Below are 24,010 nucleotides of genomic sequence, written 5' to 3' on the forward strand. Positions count from 1 at the left end.
ACTTTTGGTTAATTATGCTTAGGAGCGGTTTATGTTTGATTCGATCATTCAGGTCTTGAGTGCTTTTTGGCATCAAGATTTCACGGCGTTAATGGCGCCAGGCAGTGCAGGTTTGGTTTATTTTGTTGTTGCTGTGAGTATCTTTTTGGAAAGTGGTTTTATTCCTGCTGCACCTTTCCCATGCGACAGTGTCGTCGTATTATCCGGTACGCTGGCGGCGGTTGGCGTCCTTGACCCAATTATGATCATGTTGGTGATAGCTGTTAGTGCGGGGTTGGGAAGTTGGGCGGCTTATTTACAAGGCAAGTGGCTAAATCGCTTACCTAAGGTTCAAGGCTGGGTGAGTGCGGTTCCTCAAAAGCGTTTGGAACAAGTCGACGTATTACTCAGTAAACATGGATTGGTTGCGCTTTTGTGCGCGCGGTTTATTCCGGTTGTTCGTTCCCTATTGCCATTAATGATGGGGTTGCGAGTGAAACGTATTAGTAAATTCCATTACTTTGCGTGGCTGAGTGCGATTTTATGGACGCTGATATTATGCGGTTTTGGTTCATTACTTCCTTTGCTACCAGAAAATATGAGCAAAGCAATCACAATGCTATTAATGGCGGCACCAATAATTACTCTTGTGATTGGAGTGCTTAGTTTCTTGTTTGTTAAAGCACGTCGAGCGACCTGTAAACCCAAGGATGTGTCAGAGTTTTCCCAATAAGTTTACTTTGATTTGCACTTTTAAGCTTGTATGCAGATTAGACATCTAATCGACAGGTTTTTGTCAGTAAAAAGAAAGGCGCATACATTGCGCCTTTCTTTTTGAGTGTCGTTAGGGTTTCGAATTTAATAGCCAATGCTATATAGGTATTCGCCAACTTCTTTGCACTGAGACTTGTAGATGTTCTCTACTTCAGACTCATTCTTATCTGCTGCTTTAAATTCAAGTTCGGCAGACGATAGCTGGTCAAAGCTGTAGTCTCTCTCAGACATTAAGTAGTGTCTGAACATCGCTCTGTGTTCCGGAACTGCAATACGTGCGTTAGAAACGTTGGCACACTCTAACAGAGTGTCGTTACTCATTTCTTCTGGCTTAGTTTCTGTGTTTGCTAAGGTTGAGCCCGCTGCAAATAGTAATGCTAGTGCGATGGTTGTAGCGATTCTTGTCATTATATGGACCTCAAATTGGTTCTAGTAACAATGAGCATATTGGTTCTTATCGTTACATTTTCGTGTTCTCTGTATGTCATAAAAAGTTAAACAACAGAGAAGGCGTTGCGACCATGAGTAAAGACGTACATTAAGTTCGCTTCCTTTCTTCCTGAGAGGCGATAAAGAGAGCGTTGACTCATGAGTCCGCCATAACTGTCTAGAGGTAAGCGAGATGCTTGTTTTGCCAACTCCAGTAGTGGTGGAGAAGAGAAAGCAATAAGTAAAAAATAATCAGGAGTAAAATCTGATGATAAAACGCCATCAGTAGCTGATGTTCGGCGACAGGAGACAAGCCCGAACAACTCGCGCTTTATATGTAGGTAGTAACTTTCTGAACCCCAAGAGCTCAGAGAAGCTGAGGCATGAAAATCAGTGTGTGCTAGCTCAAAATCGTCCTGTTGAGAGAGTTTAAGTAGGCGCTCGGAAGTGTAATGTTTGGTGTGGTGCCACTCATGCGCATATGAAGCTGTGATGAGCCCTGAGAGCAGGGACAAAGAAAGCATCAATAATATACGGTGTAGATAACGCAAGAAGTAACCCTAAACATATAAAGCCACAGTTACCCACCATGATTAAGGAATCTTAGTGGAACTATGATAACGATGAAAGCCAGTGTCTGATCAACTCAGCGTATACTAACGAGATGGAAGGGGGATGAACAGAGTTTTCTGATCGCACTTAGGTATATCAGCGAATAACACAATAATTTTCGCTTTCGAGTAAGCGAAAATGGAAAGAGAGTCGTTGCACAGGACGATTAAGCTAACAGGATTATTACTAGGGAAGAAATAGAATCTTCTTTTTCTTCCCCATATGTGTCGCATCGATATTATGCGCTTGCGTAAATAACGCTGCCGCCTTTTATGGTGTCAATGATCTCGCGAGACAACTTCTCTGGCAAAGCAGGGCAACCCCAACTGCGTCCGAGGTATCCATTCTTCTTGATGAAGGAAGGGTTTGCGTAATCGGCACCGTGCACGACAATGTAACGCTCGCGAGCTTTGTCGTTTAATCCAGAGCTTAGCCCATCTAATCGAAGTGAATAGCCATTTGAGCCGTAGTAAGTGGTATCAGTCAAAAAAGTGCCCAATGATGTTTTTCGCGAGTTCACGACATTTGAAAACTGTGTCGCTGTTTTCTTTCCGCTGTTCACGCCGTGAGAAACATACGTATTGTAGATTAGCTTCTTTTTATCTAAATCAACCACATAAAAACGCTTTTCAGTTGATGGTTTACTATAGTCGATGATCGTTAGTACCGACTTCTTTCTATCGGGTGTCTTCTGATAAGCGATGTAAGCGTCACTGAACAACTTAAAGTCTACTATGCCATCTAGCTTGGCTTGTTTAAACACATGTTCAACTTGCTTTGGTCGTAAATGATCCCTGGGTTCGTTATCTGATTGTTTTGCAAAAGCAAAAGGTGAGACAGACAACAGCGCACATGTAAATAATAAAATTAACTTTTTCATCTTGGCTAAATAAAACTCTATGGTGTTACAAATTTACCGATTGCTTCATGCATTCGTTAAAACAACATGCACATCAATATAATTCTATTCCCAATGTTTCTTATTGCACGCTTAGGTGCTTGATATTGGGTTGACGATAAGTTTTCGAGTTAAAAACTAACTAATTGAAACTTATAAAAAATATGAAGTTTAACGATGATTTCTATAAACTTCGGCGTAAATAATATCTGATATATGTAATTAATAAAACTGTGTTTAAGGATATTTGTGAAGTTGCTAATTTATAAAAACGGCGTTTTATTTTTCGTACTTTAGAAACTCTTTTTATTTCAATGTGTTTTCTTTTTCTACGCTCTATCCAATACCTCAAAAGTTTGTGATTTAACTCGTAACAAATCGTAACGCCGAATCGTTATGTGTATAAATGCATTTATAATGTATGAATAAACAACAGGGTGGTAAGAAAAGGTAGTAAAACAGCGGTGAATCGGTTGTTTTTAATTCACGATTGACAAAGCTAAGTCTAAGTCGTACAAAAATTGAACTTGTGAATGTATCGTTTAAGTGAGAGTGATGAGCTCGACAAAAGTGAAGTGATGCGTGCTATTGTTTATTCTCTAACTTATTCGATTACATAAGGAAGGTACATAGTAAAAATTGAAAAAATAATTCTATCGTGTGGATTAAAATATATAAATAATAAAACTTAGAAATTAAAAGATAAGAACGCCAGATATTAATTCATTAAATTTTTGAACATGAAAGTAAACTCTATCTATTATGTTTGGTTTGGTTTGGTTTGGTGTGAAAGCGCTCGTCTCATTAAGAAAAGCGCTCAAATTTATTTAAGGACGGTTATGACAGCATTTAATAAAGTGTTTATTGTCACTCCCAATGTTAATGATTTTGCAATGTTGCAAGAGTCGCCATTGGAAATGTCTCTTCAAGTAACGGCAAGCAAACCTATCCAACTCTATGGAGAGTCTGTTAAAGCCAGTTGGAAAAGTATTGATATTGAATGGTTAGACGTTATGGGTGAAAAGCCATTGCCCAGGCCTGATATTGCAGCATGGGGATCTTTTACTCTTGCTGTATCCGCTTCTATTGCGGATAAGCTCGATGTGTTGAGCGAGAATGTCGAATTTTTACCATTAAATCTACAAGGAAAGCCTTGGCGAGCATTAAACATTGTCACTCAAATTGATGCCATTGATACCTCTGCTACCGAGTATAATCTTCGTCATGGTAAGCTAAGTCGTGCTAGACCGTTTAAGAAACTCGTTTTGAATAGAGAAGCCGTTAATGAGTCTGACTTGTTCAGAGTAAAAGGTGCTGGGCTCAGAACGTTTTGCACGGACAAAAAAGGTGGCTTGTACGATAGCGTCAAAGCGCTGAATTTGACCGGTTTGGATTTCAAGGAAGTGCTGGTTTAAAAACGAATAAATAGTAATTTACTCAACTAAAGTCATAGATATAGGTATGGGGGAACAAAAGCTGAGCATCTATCAATGAAGCTCATATACAGCTAAATACAGCCGCCACAGTTGTGACTGCTGTACTTCTCCCCTTAACTTATGTTCTTGAAACCCTAATTGAGCTGACCATGGACGCATCAAATCGACTGTCGTCATTTGCCGATTGCCACCACAAGCTCAATTGTTCTTTAGTCATTGGTTTGCCAAATAAATAGCCTTGCATATAGTCGCAGCGGTATGCCGATAGCCATTCATGCATCATATTGTGTTCAATCCCTTCTGCTGTAACCGTTTTATTTTGGGCATGGCATAGCTCAATAATAGGTTTGATCACATGGCCGTTGTTGGTGTTCATCAATGTAACGAGGAACTCTCGATCAAATTTGATTTTTTGAACCGGATACTGAACGAGCTGAGTTAACGATGTGTAACCAGAACCAAAGTCATCAATTGCAAGACGGTAGCCACGTTTTGATAGCTCATCAAGTAGAGCCGTGCCTTGTTGTTCTGCGGCAAAGGTTTCGGTTATTTCTATCTCAATACATTCTGGTTTAACACTGTGCAGTGTCGCTTGTTCATGGATGTAGTTTGCCATTTCTATCGAGTTTAGCTCTGCTGATGAAAGATTGACCGAAAGAACAATATCCTTACCGAAAATATTCCTTAATTGATAGTATTCCGCCGTTGCATTGGCGAAAACCCAGCGGTCAATTTTATCAAATAATCCGGCTTGCTCTGCAATTGGAATAAACTCCTTTGGAGGGATAGGGCCGATACCTTCGGCTTCCCAGCGCAACAAGACTTCTAACCCCTCAATTTCGTTGTTTCGATTGTTCATATAGGGTTGAAAAACGAGGTGAAATTCTTCCTCTACATTGCTTTTTCGGAGCGCACGTTCAAGTTGACTTCGTCTTTGAGACTCAATATTGAGAGCGGCTGAATAATAGGCGTATTGATTTTTCCCTGCCCGTTTTGCTTGATACATAGCCGCATCGGCACTGGAGAGTAACTTCGCGATGTCAGTACCGTCTTGAGGATATTGTGCAATACCTACGCTTGCCGTAACGGGAAATGAATTACTCCAAGATGAACTGAGATTACTAATCGGTTTTAGTAACTCTGATGCAAGCAAATCAGGCAAGCGTTTTACCTCTTGATTTGAGCTCAGCAAAATTGCAAATTCGTCACCAGATAACCTGGCGGCAAAGCAGGGGCTGTTGTAATCGTGCGATAACTTTTGACAAGCATCCTTGATGTGTGATGAGAACACTTTTAATAAGTTATCTCCCAATTCATGCCCGTATTTATCATTCACGTATTTAAAGTTATCAAGATCGACGTAAACAACCCACAGAAACTGCGAAGGGGAGATAAGTTCACGAGTTGCAAGCTCATGAAAACGATGGCGATTGGCGAGTTGCGTCAGGTGATCCGTTTCAGCTAGGCGTTTTGTCTTTTTATAGATGACATTAAGTTCCTCATACATATCAAAAAAGCGTGCAGAGAGGCGTCCTATTTCATCGTTTGTTTCTAGCTTTTCAATATTGTCACGTTGATTAGATTCAAGTTCGTTCAGCTGCTTATCAAGGCGAGAAACAGGGCGCAACACATAGCGGTACAACACCAAAATGATTAATGTGATAGTGAAAAACGCCGCTACGCCAAAGGAGAAAGCAAGTTCTAGCCACACTTTATCGACTTTATTCCACATTAAATATTCGGCAGGAGAAAGCACGGCATAAAAGTGCGGCAGCAGCTCAATGGTTTGAGCGAGAGGAATATCAAGATAAATGGGTTTGTCGGCGAAAGTAATCACGCTGTGCGTGTCAAACTCGATGTCATGCTTAATCTCGTTAAAGGCTTCAAGTGATACGGAAACTACCACAAAAAACACATTTTTCGAGTCAAAGCTCAAAGGGTGAGTCCCCGTTCTTTTGTCGACGACCTCATATTGAAGAAGAATGCTTTGTCCACTGGAGTTATAAATAAAGCCAGTGTGACTGAAAGCCTCTCTCTCATTGAAACTTCGTGATATGTACTCTAATACCTTTGGGTCGACCACGCCCGATGATTCGTAATATTTGTTTTCTGTGTAGTAGAGAAGGTTTTGTTTGCCGTCGAGGATCGCCATGCTCGCATCGCCTTTGTAACCATGGCTTAATACTTCAGCGGTCTCGTCTAATCGATTAAACAAGACTCGCTCACGATAGGGGTTGTTATGATTAACCAAATAGTCTTGTAATACATCACTTTTACTGAGCGTATAGGCATAGCTATTAAGAAAAATATTCGCTTGTCGAAACTGCCCGGCGAGCTTTTCCATCTGCAACTGAATATAGCTGTCTTCCCGCTTGATGAGCGTCACTTTTTGAATGCTATAAATAATATAGCTAGATACTAACGCGCTTAATAAGATCACTGGCGCGACAAGCAAAATGACTCTATTGCTTAACTTCATTATGGTTCTTAGTTTCCGTTTGTGTCCCTACAAACGTCGCGTACCAGGTAAGGTACTGAACGGATGATGTGTTTTGGCAAATTGTAACCAGATTGTAAGGTGAGCGTTCTCCAAAATCAGGCAGCTATCTAAGAATTGTGATGACGTGAAAGGTTTCGAGCTTATTAACTAGAGGTTTTCTCAGTAGTTGGACGTCTCTTTTCCTTCCTCCCTGTATAAAACCTAACCGTAATGACAGGGAAATACCATCATCGAAACGTTTCGATGGTAAAGTGTGACTCAAGTGCACTTTTCCTATTCAATGACAATTGAATTACAGATCATTCTCACACCTTATCGATCTCACACTGGTCAAATTGCGATGACGAATTATTATTTCATCGAAACGTTTCGATGAGTTTTCTGTTAATAACGAAAACACTTTAAGACAGGCGCTCATGGTTGTATGAACGTGTAACCGAAAGGTCGATGAGATGAAAAAAAGTACCCTAATTAACTCAGATATTTCTTACTTGGTGGCGACGCTAGGCCACACCGACGAGATCACGATATGTGATGCTGGTCTACCAATCCCAGAGCATGTTCAGCGAATCGATTTGGCGCTAACGCATGGGGTACCAAGTTTTCTTGATACTGTTCGCGTAATTCTATCTGAGTCCCAAATCGAAGGGGTCATCATTGCGGAAGAGTTCTCTGATGCAAGCCCAGTTTTGCATGAAGCGTTGCTCAACGAACTGAGCAAAGAGAGTGAAGAGACGGGCAAATCTATTGAGGTGAGCTACGTGTCACATGAAGCGTTTAAAGCACGCACGGCCCAAAGTCGCGCTATCGTAAGAACCGGCGAATGCTCGCCATATGCGAACGTTATTTTCCAAGCGGGCGTGGTTTTTTAAGCCAGAGATATTGAGGACAGATTATGACTCAAGCCATTCTACAACTAAGCGAAATTGAGAAGGCGTTTCCGGGCGTAAAAGCACTCGACAAAGCAAGCCTGAATGTTTATCCAGGCCGTGTTATGGCGCTGATGGGTGAAAATGGAGCAGGCAAGTCAACGTTAATGAAGGTGTTGACAGGCATTTACCACATGGATGCGGGGAGCATTCAATATCAAGGTCAGCCGGCGGCCTTTAAAGGTCCACGCGATTCACAGGAAGCTGGTATTAGCATAATTCACCAAGAGCTGAACCTGATTCCTGAACTGACGATTGCCGAAAATATTTACTTGGGACGAGAGTTCACCGGCTCCTTAGGGCGTATCCAGTGGGGCAAAATGTATGACGAAGCTGACAAGCTTTTAAAACGTCTCAATGTAAAGCATTCATCAAAAACATTGCTTGGCGATTTAAGCCTTGGTGAACAACAAATGGTGGAAATTGCAAAGGCACTTTCGTTTGAGTCGAAAGTCATCATTATGGATGAGCCAACGGACGCACTGACCGATACCGAAACGGAATCACTGTTTAAAGTGATTAATGAGCTCCGCGAGCAAGGATGCGGCATCGTATACATTTCGCATCGTCTTAAAGAAATCTTTGAAATCTGTGATGATATTACAGTGCTTCGTGATGGTAAGTTTATCGGTGAGTGCAAGGTGTCCGACACTGATGAAGATGGCCTAATTGAAATGATGGTTGGCCGAAAATTAGAAGAGCAATATCCACGTATTGATGTCCAACATGGCGAAACCTGTCTTGAAGTCATTGGTTTGACTGGGTCTGGCGTTCAGGATGTGAGCTTTACTCTCAAGCGCGGTGAGATTCTCGGAATTTCTGGCTTGATGGGCGCAGGCCGCACTGAACTCATGAAAGTCATTTACGGCGCATTACCTAGTGAGCATGGTGTTATCAATCTTGACAACAAAACTATTAACCCGGTTAGCCCGCAAGATGGCTTGGCAAATGGTATCGCTTACATCTCTGAAGATCGCAAAGGCGATGGTTTGGTTTTAGGTCTTTCAGTTAAGGAGAACATGTCACTTTGTTCGCTAAACCAGCTGACCAAAGGCTTCCAGATTCAACACAGCGACGAAGTGATTGCAGTGGAAGATTTTATTAAGTTATTCAACATTAAAACCCCAACGCGAGATCAAATCATCGGCAACTTATCTGGTGGTAACCAGCAAAAAGTTGCGATTGCGAAAGGGTTAATGACGAAACCTAAAGTTCTGATTCTGGATGAGCCAACACGTGGTGTTGATGTCGGAGCAAAAAAAGAGATTTATCAGCTCATCAACAAGTTTAAGGCCGAAGGCATGAGCATCATCTTGGTTTCTTCCGAGATGCCTGAAGTGCTCGGCATGAGCGACCGTATTTTAGTGATGCATGAAGGTCGTATCACTGGCGAATTTGATGCGAAAGACGCCGATCAAGAAAAATTACTCGCCTGTGCCGTAGGCAAAGAGATCAATGAGGAAGCAGCATGAGTACGAATACCATGAGCAAACCAACCGAAACTGGCAACAAGAAGTTGTTCACAAAAGAGTGGCTGATTGAGCAAAAATCACTGATAGCTTTGATCTTTCTGATCGTTGTTGTGTCATTTTTGAACCCGAACTTTTTTACGGTCGACAACATTCTCAACATTCTTCGTCAAACCTCCGTGAATGCCATTATCGCAGTGGGTATGACATTAGTTATTTTAACAGCAGGCATCGACTTAAGTGTTGGTTCGGTATTGGCATTGTGTGGTGCCTTTGCGGCAAGCATGATTGCGCTTGAGGTTCCGGTGCTAGTGGCGGTTCCAACTGCTTTAGTCGCAGGTGCAGCGTTAGGTGCGATCAGCGGTATCATTATTGCGAAGGGTAAGGTGCAGGCATTTATCGCTACGCTGGTTACCATGACGTTACTACGCGGTGTGACCATGGTGTACACCGAAGGTCGTCCAATCTCGACAGGCTTTACTGACACCGCGGATGCGTTCGCATGGTTTGGTACTGGCTACGCGCTAGGCATTCCAGTTCCTGTTTGGTTAATGGTGGTTGTGTTCGCTGCGGCTTGGTATTTACTAAACCACACGCGCTTTGGTCGCTATGTTTACGCACTAGGCGGCAATGAGTCTGCGACTCGCCTATCAGGTATCAATGTAGACCGAGTGAAGATTGGTGTCTACGCCATCTGCGGTATGTTAGCAGCGCTTGCAGGCATTATTGTAACGTCTCGTCTTTCTTCGGCGCAGCCAACAGCGGGTATGGGCTACGAGCTAGACGCTATCGCAGCGGTTGTTCTTGGCGGTACCAGCTTGATGGGCGGTAAAGGCCGTATCATGGGTACCTTGATTGGTGCGCTGATCATCGGTTTCTTGAACAATGCACTTAACCTACTTGATGTTTCTTCTTACTACCAAATGATTGCAAAAGCAGTGGTTATCTTGCTTGCGGTATTGGTAGACAACAAAAACAAGTAATTCATAACAATCTGTATATATAACAGTGAATACAAACCGAGTCAGGGGACGTGTACTGGCTCACCCTACACAAAGGACTAGAACGATGAAAAAACTTGCAACTCTTATCTCTGCTGCACTTCTTTCTTCAACCGTATCGGTAGCGGCGCAAGCTCAAGATACCATGGCGATTGTGGTTTCGACGCTAAACAACCCGTTCTTCGTAACGATGAAAGACGGTGCGGAAGCAAAAGCGAAAGAATTGGGGTACGACTTAATTGTACTGGACTCGCAAAATGACCCGAGTAAAGAACTGTCGAACATCGAGGATTTAAGTATTCGCGGCGTAAAAGCAATTCTTATCAACCCAACGGATTCTGATGCAGTGTCTAATGCAATTCGTATGGCGAACCGTTCTAAGATCCCTGTGTTGACATTAGACCGTGGTGCAAGCCGTGGTGAAGTTGTGAGTCACATCGCGTCGGACAACGTAATTGGTGGTGAAATGGCAGGCCACTACATCATGGAAAAAGTCGGCGAAAAAGCAAAAGTCATTCAACTTGAAGGTATTGCGGGCACATCGGCAGCGCGTGAGCGCGGTGAAGGCTTTATGAATGCCGTGAAGGGCAGCGATATGGATCTTCTTGCTAGCCAACCAGCTGACTTTGACCGCACAAAAGGTCTAAACGTAATGGAAAACCTGCTAGCGGCTAACCCGGATGTACAAGCGGTATTTGCACAGAATGATGAAATGGCGCTAGGTGCACTTCGCGCAGTTCAAGCTTCTGGCAAAGATGTCGTTATCGTTGGTTTTGATGGTACGGAAGACGGCATTGCAGCAGTTAACCGTGGCAAACTAGCGGCAACTATTGCTCAGCAACCAGACCTTATCGGTGCTTTAGGTGTTGAAACGGCTGACAAAGTTTTGAAAGGTGAAGAAGTAGAAGAGTACATCCCAGTACCACTAAAAGTAGTCACTAAGTAAGTTTCAAGTTCCAATAAATCATCCTAATTTTTGCTCTCTCCTCCGTTTATATCTGTCGTTTAGGAGGTGAGGGCAAATTTACCCAAAATACTGCAAAGTGTGGGGTATAGATGCCTTTGGCTTTTTATCGAGACTCCTTCGTCAGGAAGAGAAGTTAAAGTCATCTAATGTATTTTCCTAAACAGTTTTTAAAAAGGGTTCATTCAGAACCGAGGATAACCGTATGAATAAGTTAGTGGTGTTAGGTAGTGTAAACGCTGACCATGTTCTTCAAGTGCCTTCTTTCCCTCGCCCAGGCGAGACGCTGCATGGTCGCAACTATCAAGTTATCCCAGGTGGCAAAGGTGCCAACCAAGCCGTCGCGGCGGCGCGATTAAATGCAGACATAGGTTTTATCGCTTGTGTGGGCGACGACTCATTCGGCATTAACATTCGCGAAAACTTCAAAATGGACGGCATCGATATCACTGGTGTGAAGATGCAGCCAAATTGCCCGACAGGTATCGCGATGATTCAAGTGTCGGACAGTGGTGAGAACAGCATTTGCATTTCAGCTGAAGCAAACGCCAAACTGACAGCAGAAGCGATTGAGCCAGATTTAGAGCGTATTCGCCAAGCAGATTACTTGCTAATGCAATTGGAAACGCCGATGTGCGGCATTGAGAAAGCTGCACGTGTAGCGAAAGATGCCAAAACCAATGTCATTCTGAACCCAGCGCCAGCTCGCGAACTGTCAGATGAATTACTGTCTTGCATTGACGTGATTACACCAAATGAAACGGAAGCTGAAGTTCTGACAGGTATTACTGTAACAGACAACGAAAGCGCGCAAGAAGCGGCGAATGTGCTACATGGTAAAGGTATAGAAATCGTCATGATCACACTCGGTGCAAAAGGCGTTTGGTTAAGCCAAAACGGTCGAGGCGAAATCATCTCGGGTTTCCGCGTTGAAGCGACGGATACTACCGCAGCGGGCGATACATTTAATGGGGCATTCGTCACTGGTCTCCTAGAAGATTTACCTTTAGAATCAGCGATTAAGTTTGCACATGCGGCGGCTGCAATTTCTGTGACCCGCTTTGGCGCGCAAACGTCGATTCCAACCCGCGAAGAGGTGGACGCGTTTCTCGCTGAACAATAAGGCGCACAACGCCTCATTAAAATAGGAGTAGTAACATGGCGACGATGAAAGACATCGCAAAACTGGCAGGGGTTTCCACTTCAACAGTGAGCCATGTTATTAACAAGACGCGTTTTGTGAGCGAAGAGATCTCTGAACGCGTTAACAATGCCGCAAAAGAGCTTAACTACTACGCGCCCTCTGCGTTGGCGCGTAGCCTCAAAGTCAATCGTACCAAAACCATTGGTATGCTCGTGACAACCTCAACCAACCCATTCTTTGGCGAAGTCGTAAAAGGCGTAGAGCGCAGCTGCTACCAAAAAGGCTACAGCCTCATTTTATGTAACACCGAGGGTGATAACGAACGTATGCGTCAATCCATTAATACGCTATTGCAAAAGCGTGTCGATGGTTTGATCTTGATGTGCTCGTCGCTAGAAGGAGAGCGTATCGATGTATTTGAGCGTTACCCAGATATCCCAGTTGTGGTAATGGACTGGGGGCCGATGCTATTTACAAGCGATAAAATCCAAGACAACTCACTTCGTGGCGGTTACTTAGCGGCGAAATACTTAATTGATTGCGGCCATACCGAAATTGGGTGCATCACTGGCCCTTTGATTAAACACCAAGCGCAAATGCGATACGAAGGTTATAAGCGAGCAATGAACGAAGCTGGCTTGGAATTTAATGCCAATTGGATCATTGAGTCTGACTTCGAATGTGAGGGTGGGTATCAAGCGTTCAAAAAAATGGCTCAGCGTGGCGCATTACCCAGCTCGATTTTCGTCTCTAACGATATGATGGCGATGGGTGTGATTAACGCCGCAAATGAGCTCGGTATTAAAGTGCCGGACGACCTATCCATTATTGGTTACGATGACATCCATATCGCGAAATTTATGTCGCCATCGCTAACTACCATTCATCAGCCTAAGTACCGTTTGGGGCAGGCTGCCGTTGAGACTCTTGTCCGAAAGTTGGATGAAAAATCAACAGAGGCACAGGTCGTACAATTAGAGCCGACTCTAGTGGAACGAAAAAGCGTCAAGAGGTTAAAGTCAAACCTCACTGAATGACGTGTGATGTTGAGCTAAAAAATTAAAAAAGTCGTTTCTCTTTATACGATAAAGCCTTACTATCGTCGTTGATTATAAATAAAACTATTAATTGTTGTCTGGCGGATTAGTCAAATGTTATCAAAAGGTTACGCTAAGTTATCTGTAAAACACCCTTGGTTTCACCGAGTTAATGTTATTACAGTTGTATTGATTTTTTTTGTGAGCTGCTATCAGCTACTGGTTAATGAAGCATTTGAGTACGCAATTGGCTTTATTATTACACTTTTGGCGTCAGCTTTATTTGCATCAGCTTCTGCATTCAAAAAACGCTATCTAGGCTTGGACTCATAGGCACGTCTATTTCCAACACCGTTCAATAGCATCATTTATTGCTTTCAAGTAAACATTGAACTGAATTATGATCGAGTGCATCAAGAGGAGGACAAATGTCCTCCTTTTTGTTGGGGATCACGCTCTAATATAAGCGTATTCCAAACAAAATAATAAAGGACATGTTATGGACCTCTTTGCCTTACTCGATATTAATAATACTCTCGTTAACATTCCGATTGGCGACGGCTACGCAATGAGTTGGATCGAAGCTTTCGGTACCGTTTTTGGACTGCTTTGCATTTGGTTTGCCAGCCAAGAAAAAACCATCAACTACTTATTCGGTTTGCTGAATGTCACGCTTTTTGCCGTTATCTTTTTTCAAATTCAGTTATACGGATTATTGCTTCTTCAATTGTTTTTCTTCTGTGCGAACATTTACGGCTGGTATGCGTGGACTCGTCCAAACGCACAAGGTGAAACGCTGGAGGTTCGCTGGTTAAATAAACAGAAACTTATTACTACTGCCTCTATTAGCGTTGCATGTATCGCATTATTAACGATCTATATCGACCCATTTTTCTTTGCGCTAGCAAACATTGCTGTTGATAGCTTGAATCTCTTTGGTGCTGGCTTGGCTGAACCGGTGCTTGAACCTGACGCGTTTCCGTTCTGGGATGCGACCATGACAGTACTTTCTGTTGTTGCACAAATTCTGATGACACGTAAATACGTCGAAAACTGGATTCTATGGGTCGTGATTAATATTATCAGTGTGGGTATCTACGCGACGCAAGGTGTTTACGCAATGTCTGTTCAGTACGCGATTCTTATGTTCATCGCTGCCAATGGCACGCGTGAGTGGGCTCGTAGCGCTAAGCGCAATGGCGATAAAACCTTAGCGCACGCTGCTGCGTAAGGAACGAAAAATGGCCAAACAACCTCATATCGGAGTGGATGAAACACAAATCGCTCCCCTCGTTATTGTATGCGGCGAGCCAGATCGAGCGAATCGTATCGCGGCATTATTTGATGATGCAGAAATGGTGTCGGAAAACCGCGAGTACCGTGTGTTTACCGGCAACTACAAAGGCAAGCCTGTTTCAGTGTGTAGTACAGGTATAGGTGCGCCATCGATGATCATCGCAGTGGAAGAGCTAAAACAGTGCGGTGTGACTCATGTGGTACGTGTTGGATCGGCGGGGGCAATGCAATCAGGCATTCACCTTGGCGAGTTGATCATTGCCGAAGGCGCGGTAAGAGATGAGGGCGGCTCTAAAGCGTATGTCGATTCGTCTTATCCAGCCTACGCAAGCTTTTCACTGTTAAAGGAAGTTGAGCGTTACTTGTCGATGCAAAAAGTGCATTATCATTTTGGTGTGGTGCGTTCTCACGACAGTTTCTATACCGATGACGAAGATGCAATATGCCAACATTGGAACAAGAAAGGCATCTTAGGTGCCGATATGGAAACCTCTGCGCTGTTTACGGTCGGTCGACTACGAGGCCTTCATGTGGCTTCGATATTAAACAACGTGGTGCTGTATCAACAAGATGTAAAAGAAGGTGTTGGTCAGTACGTTGATGAAGCCAAAGTAATGATGCAAGGTGAGAAGAGTGCCGCGATTACGGCATTAGAAGCCTTGGTTGCTCAGCGTTAGCCAGTCTCTATCTCAGTAAGTCACATAAACAGAATAGATGTAAAGCGACAGCTCACTGTCGCTTTTTTATTTGGAGTTACGGGGTACAATCCACCTTAAATAGTTGTCCGTAACTTTTTCTGAGAGAGCAGAAAATGAAAATCAGCCCTTATCCGACTGGTCGCTTCAAAACATACCTTGAAGAAAAGAGTGCCACCTTTCGCGATTTGATTTATCAATGCCAAATAAATTCGCGTTACTTTGATGCTGGGGAAGCAATTCTCCGCCAAGGTGAGCAACTTCAGTACTTGTATGTTGTGCCAGTAGGTCGAGTCTCGATGAACATATTGGCCGCAAATGGACGACGTTTTCAATTAGGGGAAGCTAACTGCGACTATCATATTTATGGTGAAATGGAGTTCTTCACTCAGACTCCTTGTCAATGGAATGTGATAGCAGATGAACATATGCAGGTTGATGTTATCTGTATCCAAAAACTAACCGAAGCACTGCAAAATCATCCCCAAATGATGGTGTTCTTCGCTTCAGCATTGGCTGAGGATTATCAAGACTCCATGGATATCTACACTAATCGTTTGTTGCATCCCATTACTTACAACATTGCCTATGATCTTCTCGTCCGTAATCAGACGGATAAGTTGCTTGGTGGTTTTGATAAAGTGAACCAAGAGGCTGAGCGGTTTGGTACCTCAGGCCGAGTCTATCGACGTGCAGTTAAGGACTTGATTGAAAAGGGATTGATTACAAAAACGGACAACGGTTTGGAGATTATTGATGAGCTGGCATTCAAAGCGTTTATTGAAGCGCATGAATGATACGCCCAGGTATTGGAACTGATGGGTTTTATAAGTCTTTGATATATCTAAGTCTTGAGTAAACGTAACTAATGTAAAGTACCTTAAATTTTGTTGAATGCATTAAAGAGTAGCGTTATATTGCGAACGCGTATGATAATAGATCTCATTAAGGCTTAACAAAATGAAAAAATTCGTTGGTGCGGCTATGCTGTCGTTATTTACTGTTTCTCCTTCTTTCGCTGCTAAAGTTGTGATTGACCACTACATGGGTCAAACAGAGCTAGAACAATCCCCAGAGCGTGTGGTTGTGATTGGCTTTGGCCCGCTAGATGCGCTGGACAACTTTGGTATCGATCCTGTTGCAGTATCTAACTCTTCTAATCTTCCTAGTTACCTTTCAAAATACAGCAAAGATAACTACACCTCTGCGGGTAGTTTGTTTGAACCTGATTTTGAAACCATCTACATGCAAAAACCGGATTTGATTTTGGTTGGTCCGCGAGCGTCTGCGAAATATGAAGAGCTGAGTGAAATTGCCCCTACAGTTGTTTTTGCGGCGAAAGAGAACCAAGGCTATTGGGAAGGCACGCAAGCGCAATGGCGCAATATTGGTAAGATCTTCAATATCGAAGAAAAAGTAGAGCAGAAAATTGAAGCGCTAGATGCTCAATTCAAAGCAATCCGTGACTACAACCAATCGAACAAAAATGATGCATTAACGATTTTGAGCATGGGTGACAACATCAGCGCGTTTGGTGCCCAGTCGCGATTTGGCGTCATTTATAACGACTTTGGCTTCTTGGAAACGGTTGAGCACGTGAAAACGGGCACTCACGGAGATGTCATTTCTTATGAGTTTATTCGTGAAGCTAACCCGAAAAATATTCTCGTGGTTGACCGAAATTCTCTGACAGGTACGCCGGATAACGATATTCGTAAATCCATGGATAACGACTTAGTCAAAGCGACTGCGGCATATAAAAATCATAAAATCACTTATTTAGATGTGGACGCGTGGTACTTGTCGATGTCTGGTGTGACAGCAACAGAAAAAATGGTCAGTGAGATAAAGCAAACCGTTGAACTGTAATCCAAGATAGCAGAGGTTAACTTTGAAGAAGTTATTGCTAACCCTTGTGGTTTTAAGCACGGTTTCGTTATTTGTTGGGGTGGCAAACATGACGCCCCAACAACTCTTTTCAGGTGATGAGAAAGCATTAGAGCTTTTCTTTACCAGCCGTATACCACGTTTATTTGCCATACTGCTTGCTGGTGCTGGCTTGAGTATTGCGGGTCTTGTCATGCAGCAAATCAGCCAGAACCGATTTGCTGCACCTTCTACAACTGGTACGATCGAATGTGCCATGTTGGGCTACGTACTGAGCGTGGTTTTCTTTGGTAATGATAATCACCTTTGGCTCGTATTTGGCATCTCGGTATTTGGGACGCTAGCGTTTGTTTTCTTTATTCAGCGCATTCAATTTAAGAGCGTGGTTTTTGTGCCTCTTGTCGGGATTATTTTCGGCAATGTCATCCAATCCATGACTACGTTTATCGCGTACAAATATGATGCACTTCAAAGTCTGAATGCTTGGACAGTCGCAAACTTCGCCAACATCTTGCGTGGTGATTTTGAACTGCTGTACATCGCGGTACCAATGGTTATCCTCAGCTATCTTTTTGCCGCAAGGATCTCTGCCGTAGGTATCGGAAAAGATTTCGCGATTAACTTGGGTTTGAATTATCAGCAGGTTGTGACGATTGGCGTGCTATTGGTGTCCATCATGTCAGCAAGTGTCGTGATGATTGTTGGCCAGTTGCCATTCTTGGGGCTGATTGTACCGAATCTCGTGAGTCACTTTTATGGCGATAACCTCAAAAAGAACATTCCGCTTACGGCCATGTATGGGGCCATTTTAGTGTTGTGTTGCGATTTGGTGAGTCGTTTAATTATTTTCCCTCATGAAATGCCAATCTCTATCGTGATCAGCATATTGGGTGGCGTGGTATTCATTGCTATGTTGTTGCGAGGTAAGCAACATGCGTGATTCAACGAAAATCCTGCTGCTAGGTGGCATTGCGATTCTTTTCGCGTGTCTGTTTATTGGTATTGGGCTAACGGCTGACAACTACCAATATTTTTTGTCTCGTAGAGTTCCTAAAGTATTGGCGATAGTGCTAGCGGGTGTGGCCATTGCTCAGTCTTCACTTGTATTTCAAACCATTACGCACAACCGAATTTTAACGCCAAGTATCATGGGTTTTGATGCGCTGTATGTGTTAACCCAAATATTGATCGTGTTGATTTTTGGTGGGTTGAGTACCTTGGTGCTTAACTTGTACGTCAATTTCGCGATTGCAGTCATTGTAATGGTGTCGTTTTCGCTACTGCTGTTTGGGTTTTACTTTTCAAAAGGCAGCAAGAACCTGATTACGTTGCTATTGGTCGGCTTGATCTTTGGTCAGCTATTTTCCAATGCGGCGTCATTCTTTTCTTTGCTGATGGACCCAAACACATATGCATTTGTTCAGTCGAAACTGTACGCCAGTTTCAATAATGTCAAAGTGAACTTGGTTTACTTTAGTGCTCCGGCTTTGATGTTTGCATGTTGGTTGTTGTTTAGGATGCATCGCACTTTAGATGTGTTTTGGCTCGACCAAGACAATGCGAAAAGTTTGGGTGTTGATGTACCTAAAGTGACGAGAAATGTGTTTATTATCTCGGCGGTTTTGATTGCTATTTCTACGGCTTTGGTAGGGCCAATCATGTTCTTTGGTTTACTAGTGACCAACTTAAGCCGAGAAATGTTCCGAAGTTACCAACATAAAACGCTATTGGTCGGATGTTCGTTTTTATCCATCAGTTCATTACTTGCGGGGCAATGGATAATCGAAAACGTGTTCAGTTTTGAGACGACGTTGAGTGTCGTAATTAACTTTATCGGCGGTGCGTATTTCTTATACCTGCTGCTGAAAAACAAAGTTGTATAAATATGATAGTAATAGACAAATTAACGAAGGCTTTCGGTTCAAACAAAGTCGTAGACGAGGCCAATACTCAGTTTGAAAAGGGCAAGGTAACATCGATTATCGGTCCAAATGGCGCGGGAAAGAGCACGCTGTTATCTATGGCCTCGCGCTTAACGGAGCGAGATGGCGGTAGTGTTATCATTGATTGCAAGGAAATCGCGGAATGGGACACGAAAGAGCTAGCGAAAAAACTGGCAGTACTTCGCCAAGCTAACTCGATTACAATGCGGTTTACCGTAAAAGAGTTAGTCTCTTTTGGTCGTTTCCCATACTCTAAAGGAAATCTGACTAAAGAAGATCATGAGGTCATAGAACAAGCGATCGACTACTTAGATTTGCAAGATATTCAAGACAAATACTTGGATGAGTTAAGTGGTGGTCAGCGACAGCTTGCATTTATTGCTATGGTGATTGCACAAGATACAGATTATGTCTTTCTTGATGAACCTCTTAATAACTTAGATATCAAACACTCTCTTCAGATCATGAAAGTTGTGCAGCAGTTAGCCCATGACATGAATAAAGCCATGGTGGTCGTGATTCATGATATTAATTTCGCGGCGTGTTACTCAGATGTCATATTGGCGCTTAAGAAAGGTAAAGTTGTGGCGAGTGGTGCGGTTGAAGAGGTTATTCAAGCGTCTACGCTAGAGGACATCTACGAAACGCCATTTAACATCATAGAGTTAAACGGTAAGCGCATGTGTACTTATCATTAAGCGAGCTAGTTCGTTTTTAACGAGATCAATAGATAGGCGGGCTTACTTGGTGAGCTCGTCTATGATTGGGCATCGGCTCTCTGCATCTCCAGGACAAGAAGAAACCCAACCTTCAAGTTGCGTTTTGATCTCCATGAGGTGTGCAATTTTTTCTTCAACCTCTCTCAGTTTGTCCATGGTTCTTGCTTTTACTTCGCTACTTTTGCGGTTGGGGTTATGAGCAAGTTGTACGAACTCTTTGCATTCTTGCAACGAAAAGCCTGCGCTTTTGGCGCGTGATACCAAGTTAAGCTCTTGAATATGATTATCTGAATATTCGCGATAGCCAGAGTCGCTACGCGCTGGTGGAGATATGATCCCTTTGTCTTCATATAATCGAATCGACTTAGATGAAAGCCCTGTGAGCTTCGCGACAGCACCAATATTCATGTTTAACCTCCATAACGTTTAAGGCGAGTATATACCGATGTTGTGGATAAGACACTCCTAAATAACAGTCAGTTACCTAGAGTCCCCTTACTCTTTAATCACTTCATGTGGTGGCACACCAAATGCCTTTTTGAAGGCATAAGTGAAGTTAGAAGGGTGGTGGTATCCGGCTTCATAGGCGGCTTCTGTTATCGTCACTAGGCCACGTTCCAAATGTTGCCTAGCAATCTCAAGACGTCGAAAACGAATGTAGCCGTTTATGGTCATATTAAGTGATTGTTTAAATCGGCGCTGCAGGTTTGAAACACTCATTGAGAATTGGCTCGCCAACTTTTCCAAGCGTAGTTCTTGATCAAGGTGAGTTTCAATATAGCTGACAATATCCTCAATCCGACCATCAATGTGTCGTTCAATACTGCTGTTTTTAGCACTGAAATTCTTAGGAATTTGCTTGGTGGCTTGATGTAATATTTGATAGATCAAGCTTTCGACCTCTAGCTTCTCTTGGAACTCTTGCGGTGTTTCTCTATTTGTTAACGTGTCAGCCAGCTCGCATAGCGTCTGGTTAAGCTCCAACTGTTGAAACGCCTGATGAGAGTTAAAAAAGGCTCGATGGCTACAATTTTGCTCAAGGCGGGCCTCTAGCCATTGGGGCTTAACCAATATGTTGATCTTATTAATGAGGTTATCTTTGAGCAGTGAACGACGAAAATTTGCAGGTTTGAGTAAGTTCACCACTACACCCTTAGGGCCGTCGCTCGCGTCTAAATCAAATTGCAAATCGTCGTAGCCAAACGAGAGTCTACCTTCTAAAAGAATAGTGACCAGCAGTGAGGCGTGTGCAGTAGAAACAATATTCGAATCAATAAGTTCTAGACAGCGCCCGCCATGAACAAAAATTTGATCATTGTACTGATATGATAGGAACTTACCTTCGGCCAGTTGAGTTTGACAAGGTTGGCCTTGCGTGACAATCCATTGTTTCTCTGTCGCCTCTAGTCTTTGGGTTAAAGCTATCTTGGCAATTTTAGTTCGTTTTGTTGTGACTTCCTGCATTTGACACTTCCTCATAACACTTGTGCGATTTCGCATAACCAAATCGCCTTTGTATTTATAAAACTCATGCTTATTATACCTGAGAATTATTATCATTAATATTTAGGAATGAAGTTATGGAAAGCCCTGCTTGTTCACCTATCAAGCTTTCAAGCCTTTGCCTTGCAGTGGGAATGGCGCTATCAACCCCTGTTTTAGCTCAAGATACTGAGTCACATTTTGAAGAGGTCGTTGTATGGGGAACGAAAGTTTCCAGCAACACTGAGTCGATGTTTGCGGACGACATGTCACTGAAGCAAGCGGATCATATGTCTGATTTACTGCGCGATATTCCCGGTGTGGATGTTGGTGGCACACACTCTGTGAATCAACGTATTACGATTCGTGGTTTGAGCGAAACCGATTTGGACATTCGTCTTGACGGTGCTTCTCAGCATGCGAGCATGTTCCATCATATTGGTAACTTGACGTTGAACCCTGACATTCTCAAATCTGCGGACATTCAGGTAGGTAATAACTCTGTGACTCAAAACGGGTTAGGCGGTTCGGTCTACTTTGAAACGAAAGACGCTCGTGACTTACTTCGTTACGATGAAAAGTTTGGTGCGCGTGTTTATGGCGGCTATGCATCCAACGACAACCAACAAGGTTCGTTGACACTGTACGGACTTTTGTCCGAAAACATTGATGCGATGGTCTATGGCCATTACGTTACGCGTGATGATTTTGAAGATGGTGATGGCAATAAAACCTATGGTGCTGCAGGTGATGTTTACAACATTCTGGCTAAGCTAGGGTATGAACTAAATGACATCCATCGTTTTGAGCTCTCTTATGACATGTACCGAGACAGTGGAGATTACAGTCCGCGTCCTGATATGTCGGGTAGTGCAAATAATAGCCTGTCGAGCAAGTTACTTATCCCTACGGATTATGACCGCGATACCGTTACCTTGAGTTACGAGTTGCGAGGCGAACAACACCAAGGAAACGTCACTCTTTATAATACCGAGACAGAAATTAAACGTGACGAAACGGTGATGGCCCCTCGTTGGCCCTCGAACCGTTTATCAAAGAACACCGCCAAAAACCAAAACTTTGGTTTGAATGGCAAATTCCAGTCAGATGTTATGTTAGGTGAGTTTGATAATCGAGTCACTTATGGCTTCGACTACATGGATAAAACGTCTTCGAGTTACTACGGTAGTCGTAAGTTTATGGACGAATCGGCGATTTCAACCGCACTGTTTGTAGAAGATCAGTTCTTCTTCTCTGATGCCTTCTTTATTACCGCAGGTATGCGCTTTGATGATTACAAACGCAAAGCTGAGACAGGAACCAGTAATTATGATGATGTGACTTGGGCTCTAGCTGCAGAGTGGGCGGTGACGCAAGATTGGACGTTGTTTGCGAGTGCACGTTCTCTATTTAAAGGTCCAGAGCTAATGGAAACCTTTATTGCTTACCAAGACGTTGCATTTTTAGAGGATGGGTTAAAGCCAGAAACGGGATTGAACACGCAGGGTGGTGTTCGTTTTGATAAAACCTTTGATAAGCATTTCTTTGGGGCGAATATTACGGTATTCCAAACGGAAATTGATGATTACATTGCAGACCAGTACCAAAACGCGACTCAAACTTACCTGATTTACAACTTAGGTGATGTTGAGATTAAAGGCTTTGAGGCAAGTGCTTCTTATGGTTACGACAAGTTTAACAGCAAACTTTCTTACTCTAAGTCGGACACCAAAAACAAGAATACTGGTGGTCCTGTTGCTGGGGGCAATGGGCGTAGCATTGATATGGGTGATAGCATTGCTCTAACTTTGGATTACCAGTCAGACGCTTTAGAAACGATCTTCGGGTGGAACTCAATGTTTGTTCTAGAGGAAGACAACGTCTTTGATGGTCAGCCAAAGAAAGCAAGTTATGATGTGCATAATCTATACGCTCAATGGGTGCCGTCTGATATTGATGGACTGTCGGTGACCTTTGGTATTGATAATGTATTTGACGAGTTGTACAGCTCTCATGCGTCTCGTTCGGGTACTGCACGTGGCTTCACGCTTGATGACTACGAGCCGGGTCGCAACTTCAAGCTCTCTGCAGCTTATCAATTCTAACAAGGTTCTTCATAGGACGTTTCAAAGTAACGAGTAAGTTCATGATTAAAGAAAGCACCCGAATAGATAGTGAACACGCTGACAAATACTTAGTGACGCTTTGTCGGCATTTTGGACGAAAGGTTCCCGCTACTTGGAATGAAAATAGCGGTTTGGTGACATTTCCGACGGGAAAAGCGGAGTTTAACCTTTGTGCATCTAGCCTAACTATAACCTGTGAGGCGGATTCAGAAGAGAAACTGAATACGGTTAAGGCGATCATTTCATCGCATGTGGACATGTTTTCTCGTCGAGAAACATTAGCACTTAGCTGGGTTCGTTAGCGCTCGTTTAAGGATGCTGTGATAGAAAGGGAATGTTAAAAGCAAAAGCCCGCAATCTTATGATTTGCGGGCTTTTATTGTTTGAATGCTATTGCGCTTTCTCAGGCTCTAGGCTTTTTTTTTCCTGCTGCATTTTTGCTAGGAAGTAGATGTTAACGCAAGCTATAAAACCGTTAGTTAGTACTACAGGCCAAGAATCAATCATTAGTCCGTAAGCAGTAAATAGCGCACAACCAATAAAGTTAAGGATACGAAGCTTAACAATATCTTTCATAGTTAGCGAAATAGCGACCATGATTGAAGCTGCATAACCTAAAATCTCAACCATATTCATGTCCATTTTTTGACCCTCTTAAAATCTGCCGAATTTTGTCGGTACCAATTCTTC

24 protein-coding genes are annotated in these 24,010 nt (G+C 43.0%); 17 read left to right on the forward strand and 7 right to left on the reverse strand.

Translation table 11 applies throughout. The annotated features are described in order from the left end of the window. Window positions 1–31: 31 nt before the first annotated feature. Complete coding sequence (locus tag R7F64_RS11290; protein WP_054577812.1) at window positions 32–712, forward strand: DedA family protein; 681 nt, start codon at window positions 32–34, stop codon at window positions 710–712. A 125-nt stretch (window positions 713–837) separates the two neighbouring features. Here the strand turns inward: R7F64_RS11290 and R7F64_RS11295 are convergent, their stop codons facing one another. From R7F64_RS11295 to R7F64_RS11305, 3 genes are all read right to left on the reverse strand, one after another. Continuing rightward, entirely contained in the window at window positions 838–1,161 is a 324-nt protein-coding gene (locus R7F64_RS11295; RefSeq protein ID WP_005373158.1) for a hypothetical protein, read from the reverse strand. Between the two features lie 86 nt (window positions 1,162–1,247). Next, window positions 1,248–1,706 (reverse strand): hypothetical protein, encoded by a 459-nt coding sequence (locus R7F64_RS11300; RefSeq protein ID WP_017633653.1) that lies wholly within the window; start codon window positions 1,704–1,706, stop codon window positions 1,248–1,250. Window positions 1,707–2,032: 326 nt separating this feature from the next. Continuing rightward, window positions 2,033–2,674 (reverse strand): murein L,D-transpeptidase catalytic domain family protein, encoded by a 642-nt coding sequence (locus R7F64_RS11305; protein WP_005373154.1) that lies wholly within the window; start codon window positions 2,672–2,674, stop codon window positions 2,033–2,035. Between the two features lie 857 nt (window positions 2,675–3,531). Here R7F64_RS11305 and R7F64_RS11310 point away from each other — a divergent pair. Further along, entirely contained in the window at window positions 3,532–4,107 is a 576-nt protein-coding gene (locus R7F64_RS11310) for an imm11 family protein (protein ID WP_017635389.1), read from the forward strand. 139 nt (window positions 4,108–4,246) lie between these two features. Here R7F64_RS11310 and R7F64_RS11315 read toward each other — a convergent pair whose 3' ends face one another. Next, entirely contained in the window at window positions 4,247–6,607 is a 2,361-nt protein-coding gene (locus R7F64_RS11315; protein WP_171344894.1) for an EAL domain-containing protein, read from the reverse strand. A gap of 473 nt (window positions 6,608–7,080) precedes the next feature. On the opposite strand from R7F64_RS11315, the gene rbsD reads away from it, so the two are divergent. The 13 genes from rbsD to vctC all read left to right on the forward strand — a co-directional run bounded on the left by rbsD (window position 7,081) and on the right by vctC (window position 19,691). Then, window positions 7,081–7,500 (forward strand): D-ribose pyranase, encoded by a 420-nt coding sequence (gene rbsD / locus R7F64_RS11320; RefSeq protein ID WP_005382620.1) that lies wholly within the window; start codon window positions 7,081–7,083, stop codon window positions 7,498–7,500. Between the two features lie 23 nt (window positions 7,501–7,523). Then, a complete protein-coding gene (gene rbsA, locus R7F64_RS11325; RefSeq protein WP_005373147.1) occupies window positions 7,524–9,029 on the forward strand; it encodes a ribose ABC transporter ATP-binding protein RbsA in 1,506 nt (501 codons plus the stop codon). Beyond that, window positions 9,026–10,009 (forward strand): ribose ABC transporter permease, encoded by a 984-nt coding sequence (gene rbsC, locus R7F64_RS11330; protein ID WP_005382618.1) that lies wholly within the window; start codon window positions 9,026–9,028, stop codon window positions 10,007–10,009. The genes rbsA and rbsC overlap by 4 nt, the downstream gene beginning before the upstream one ends. Before the next feature lie 85 nt (window positions 10,010–10,094). Beyond that, entirely contained in the window at window positions 10,095–10,973 is an 879-nt protein-coding gene (gene rbsB / locus R7F64_RS11335) for a ribose ABC transporter substrate-binding protein RbsB (RefSeq protein WP_005373143.1), read from the forward strand. Between the two features lie 223 nt (window positions 10,974–11,196). Beyond that, window positions 11,197–12,114 (forward strand): ribokinase, encoded by a 918-nt coding sequence (gene rbsK / locus R7F64_RS11340; RefSeq protein ID WP_047101385.1) that lies wholly within the window; start codon window positions 11,197–11,199, stop codon window positions 12,112–12,114. 35 nt (window positions 12,115–12,149) lie between these two features. Next, window positions 12,150–13,172, forward strand: a complete 1,023-nt coding sequence (locus R7F64_RS11345) for a substrate-binding domain-containing protein (protein WP_005373138.1) — start codon at window positions 12,150–12,152, stop codon at window positions 13,170–13,172. Window positions 13,173–13,671: 499 nt separating this feature from the next. Then, the gene (pnuC, locus tag R7F64_RS11350) at window positions 13,672–14,403 is read left to right on the forward strand and encodes a nicotinamide riboside transporter PnuC (RefSeq protein WP_025767870.1); all 732 of its coding nucleotides are present in this window, start codon (window positions 13,672–13,674) and stop codon (window positions 14,401–14,403) included. 10 nt (window positions 14,404–14,413) lie between these two features. After that, entirely contained in the window at window positions 14,414–15,145 is a 732-nt protein-coding gene (locus R7F64_RS11355; RefSeq protein ID WP_017635382.1) for a nucleoside phosphorylase, read from the forward strand. 134 nt (window positions 15,146–15,279) lie between these two features. After that, on the forward strand, window positions 15,280–15,960 hold the full coding sequence (locus R7F64_RS11360) for a Crp/Fnr family transcriptional regulator (protein ID WP_318071699.1): 681 nt from the start codon (window positions 15,280–15,282) through the stop codon (window positions 15,958–15,960). 163 nt (window positions 15,961–16,123) lie between these two features. After that, window positions 16,124–17,032, forward strand: coding sequence for a siderophore ABC transporter substrate-binding protein (locus tag R7F64_RS11365; protein ID WP_005376635.1), 909 nt, complete (start codon window positions 16,124–16,126; stop codon window positions 17,030–17,032). A 22-nt stretch (window positions 17,033–17,054) separates the two neighbouring features. Further along, a complete protein-coding gene (gene vctD, locus R7F64_RS11370) occupies window positions 17,055–17,990 on the forward strand; it encodes an iron chelate uptake ABC transporter permease subunit VctD (protein WP_017820306.1) in 936 nt (311 codons plus the stop codon). Next, entirely contained in the window at window positions 17,983–18,933 is a 951-nt protein-coding gene (vctG, locus tag R7F64_RS11375) for an iron chelate uptake ABC transporter permease subunit VctG (protein WP_213869848.1), read from the forward strand. Before vctD ends, vctG begins: the two co-directional genes overlap by 8 nt. A gap of 2 nt (window positions 18,934–18,935) precedes the next feature. Beyond that, on the forward strand, window positions 18,936–19,691 hold the full coding sequence (vctC, locus tag R7F64_RS11380) for an iron chelate ABC transporter ATP-binding protein VctC (RefSeq protein WP_017635379.1): 756 nt from the start codon (window positions 18,936–18,938) through the stop codon (window positions 19,689–19,691). A gap of 42 nt (window positions 19,692–19,733) precedes the next feature. On the opposite strand, the gene cueR is transcribed toward vctC, so the two are convergent. Together cueR and R7F64_RS11390 are read right to left on the reverse strand one after the other, a co-directional pair. Continuing rightward, entirely contained in the window at window positions 19,734–20,120 is a 387-nt protein-coding gene (gene cueR, locus R7F64_RS11385) for a Cu(I)-responsive transcriptional regulator (protein ID WP_005376627.1), read from the reverse strand. 87 nt (window positions 20,121–20,207) lie between these two features. Then, entirely contained in the window at window positions 20,208–21,176 is a 969-nt protein-coding gene (locus tag R7F64_RS11390; RefSeq protein ID WP_005376626.1) for a helix-turn-helix domain-containing protein, read from the reverse strand. Window positions 21,177–21,292: 116 nt separating this feature from the next. Here R7F64_RS11390 and R7F64_RS11395 point away from each other — a divergent pair, with 116 nt between their 5' ends. Further along, entirely contained in the window at window positions 21,293–23,299 is a 2,007-nt protein-coding gene (locus tag R7F64_RS11395; RefSeq protein WP_005382608.1) for a TonB-dependent siderophore receptor, read from the forward strand. 41 nt (window positions 23,300–23,340) lie between these two features. Further along, complete coding sequence (locus tag R7F64_RS11400; RefSeq protein ID WP_005376622.1) at window positions 23,341–23,622, forward strand: DUF2218 domain-containing protein; 282 nt, start codon at window positions 23,341–23,343, stop codon at window positions 23,620–23,622. A gap of 88 nt (window positions 23,623–23,710) precedes the next feature. On the opposite strand, the gene R7F64_RS11405 is transcribed toward R7F64_RS11400, so the two are convergent. Then, a complete protein-coding gene (locus R7F64_RS11405) occupies window positions 23,711–23,962 on the reverse strand; it encodes a YgjV family protein (RefSeq protein ID WP_005376619.1) in 252 nt (83 codons plus the stop codon). Window positions 23,963–24,010 lie beyond the last annotated feature (48 nt).

It is taken from the genome of Vibrio sp. Vb1980 (assembly GCF_033338615.1).
Classification (GTDB): domain Bacteria; phylum Pseudomonadota; class Gammaproteobacteria; order Enterobacterales; family Vibrionaceae; genus Vibrio; species Vibrio alginolyticus.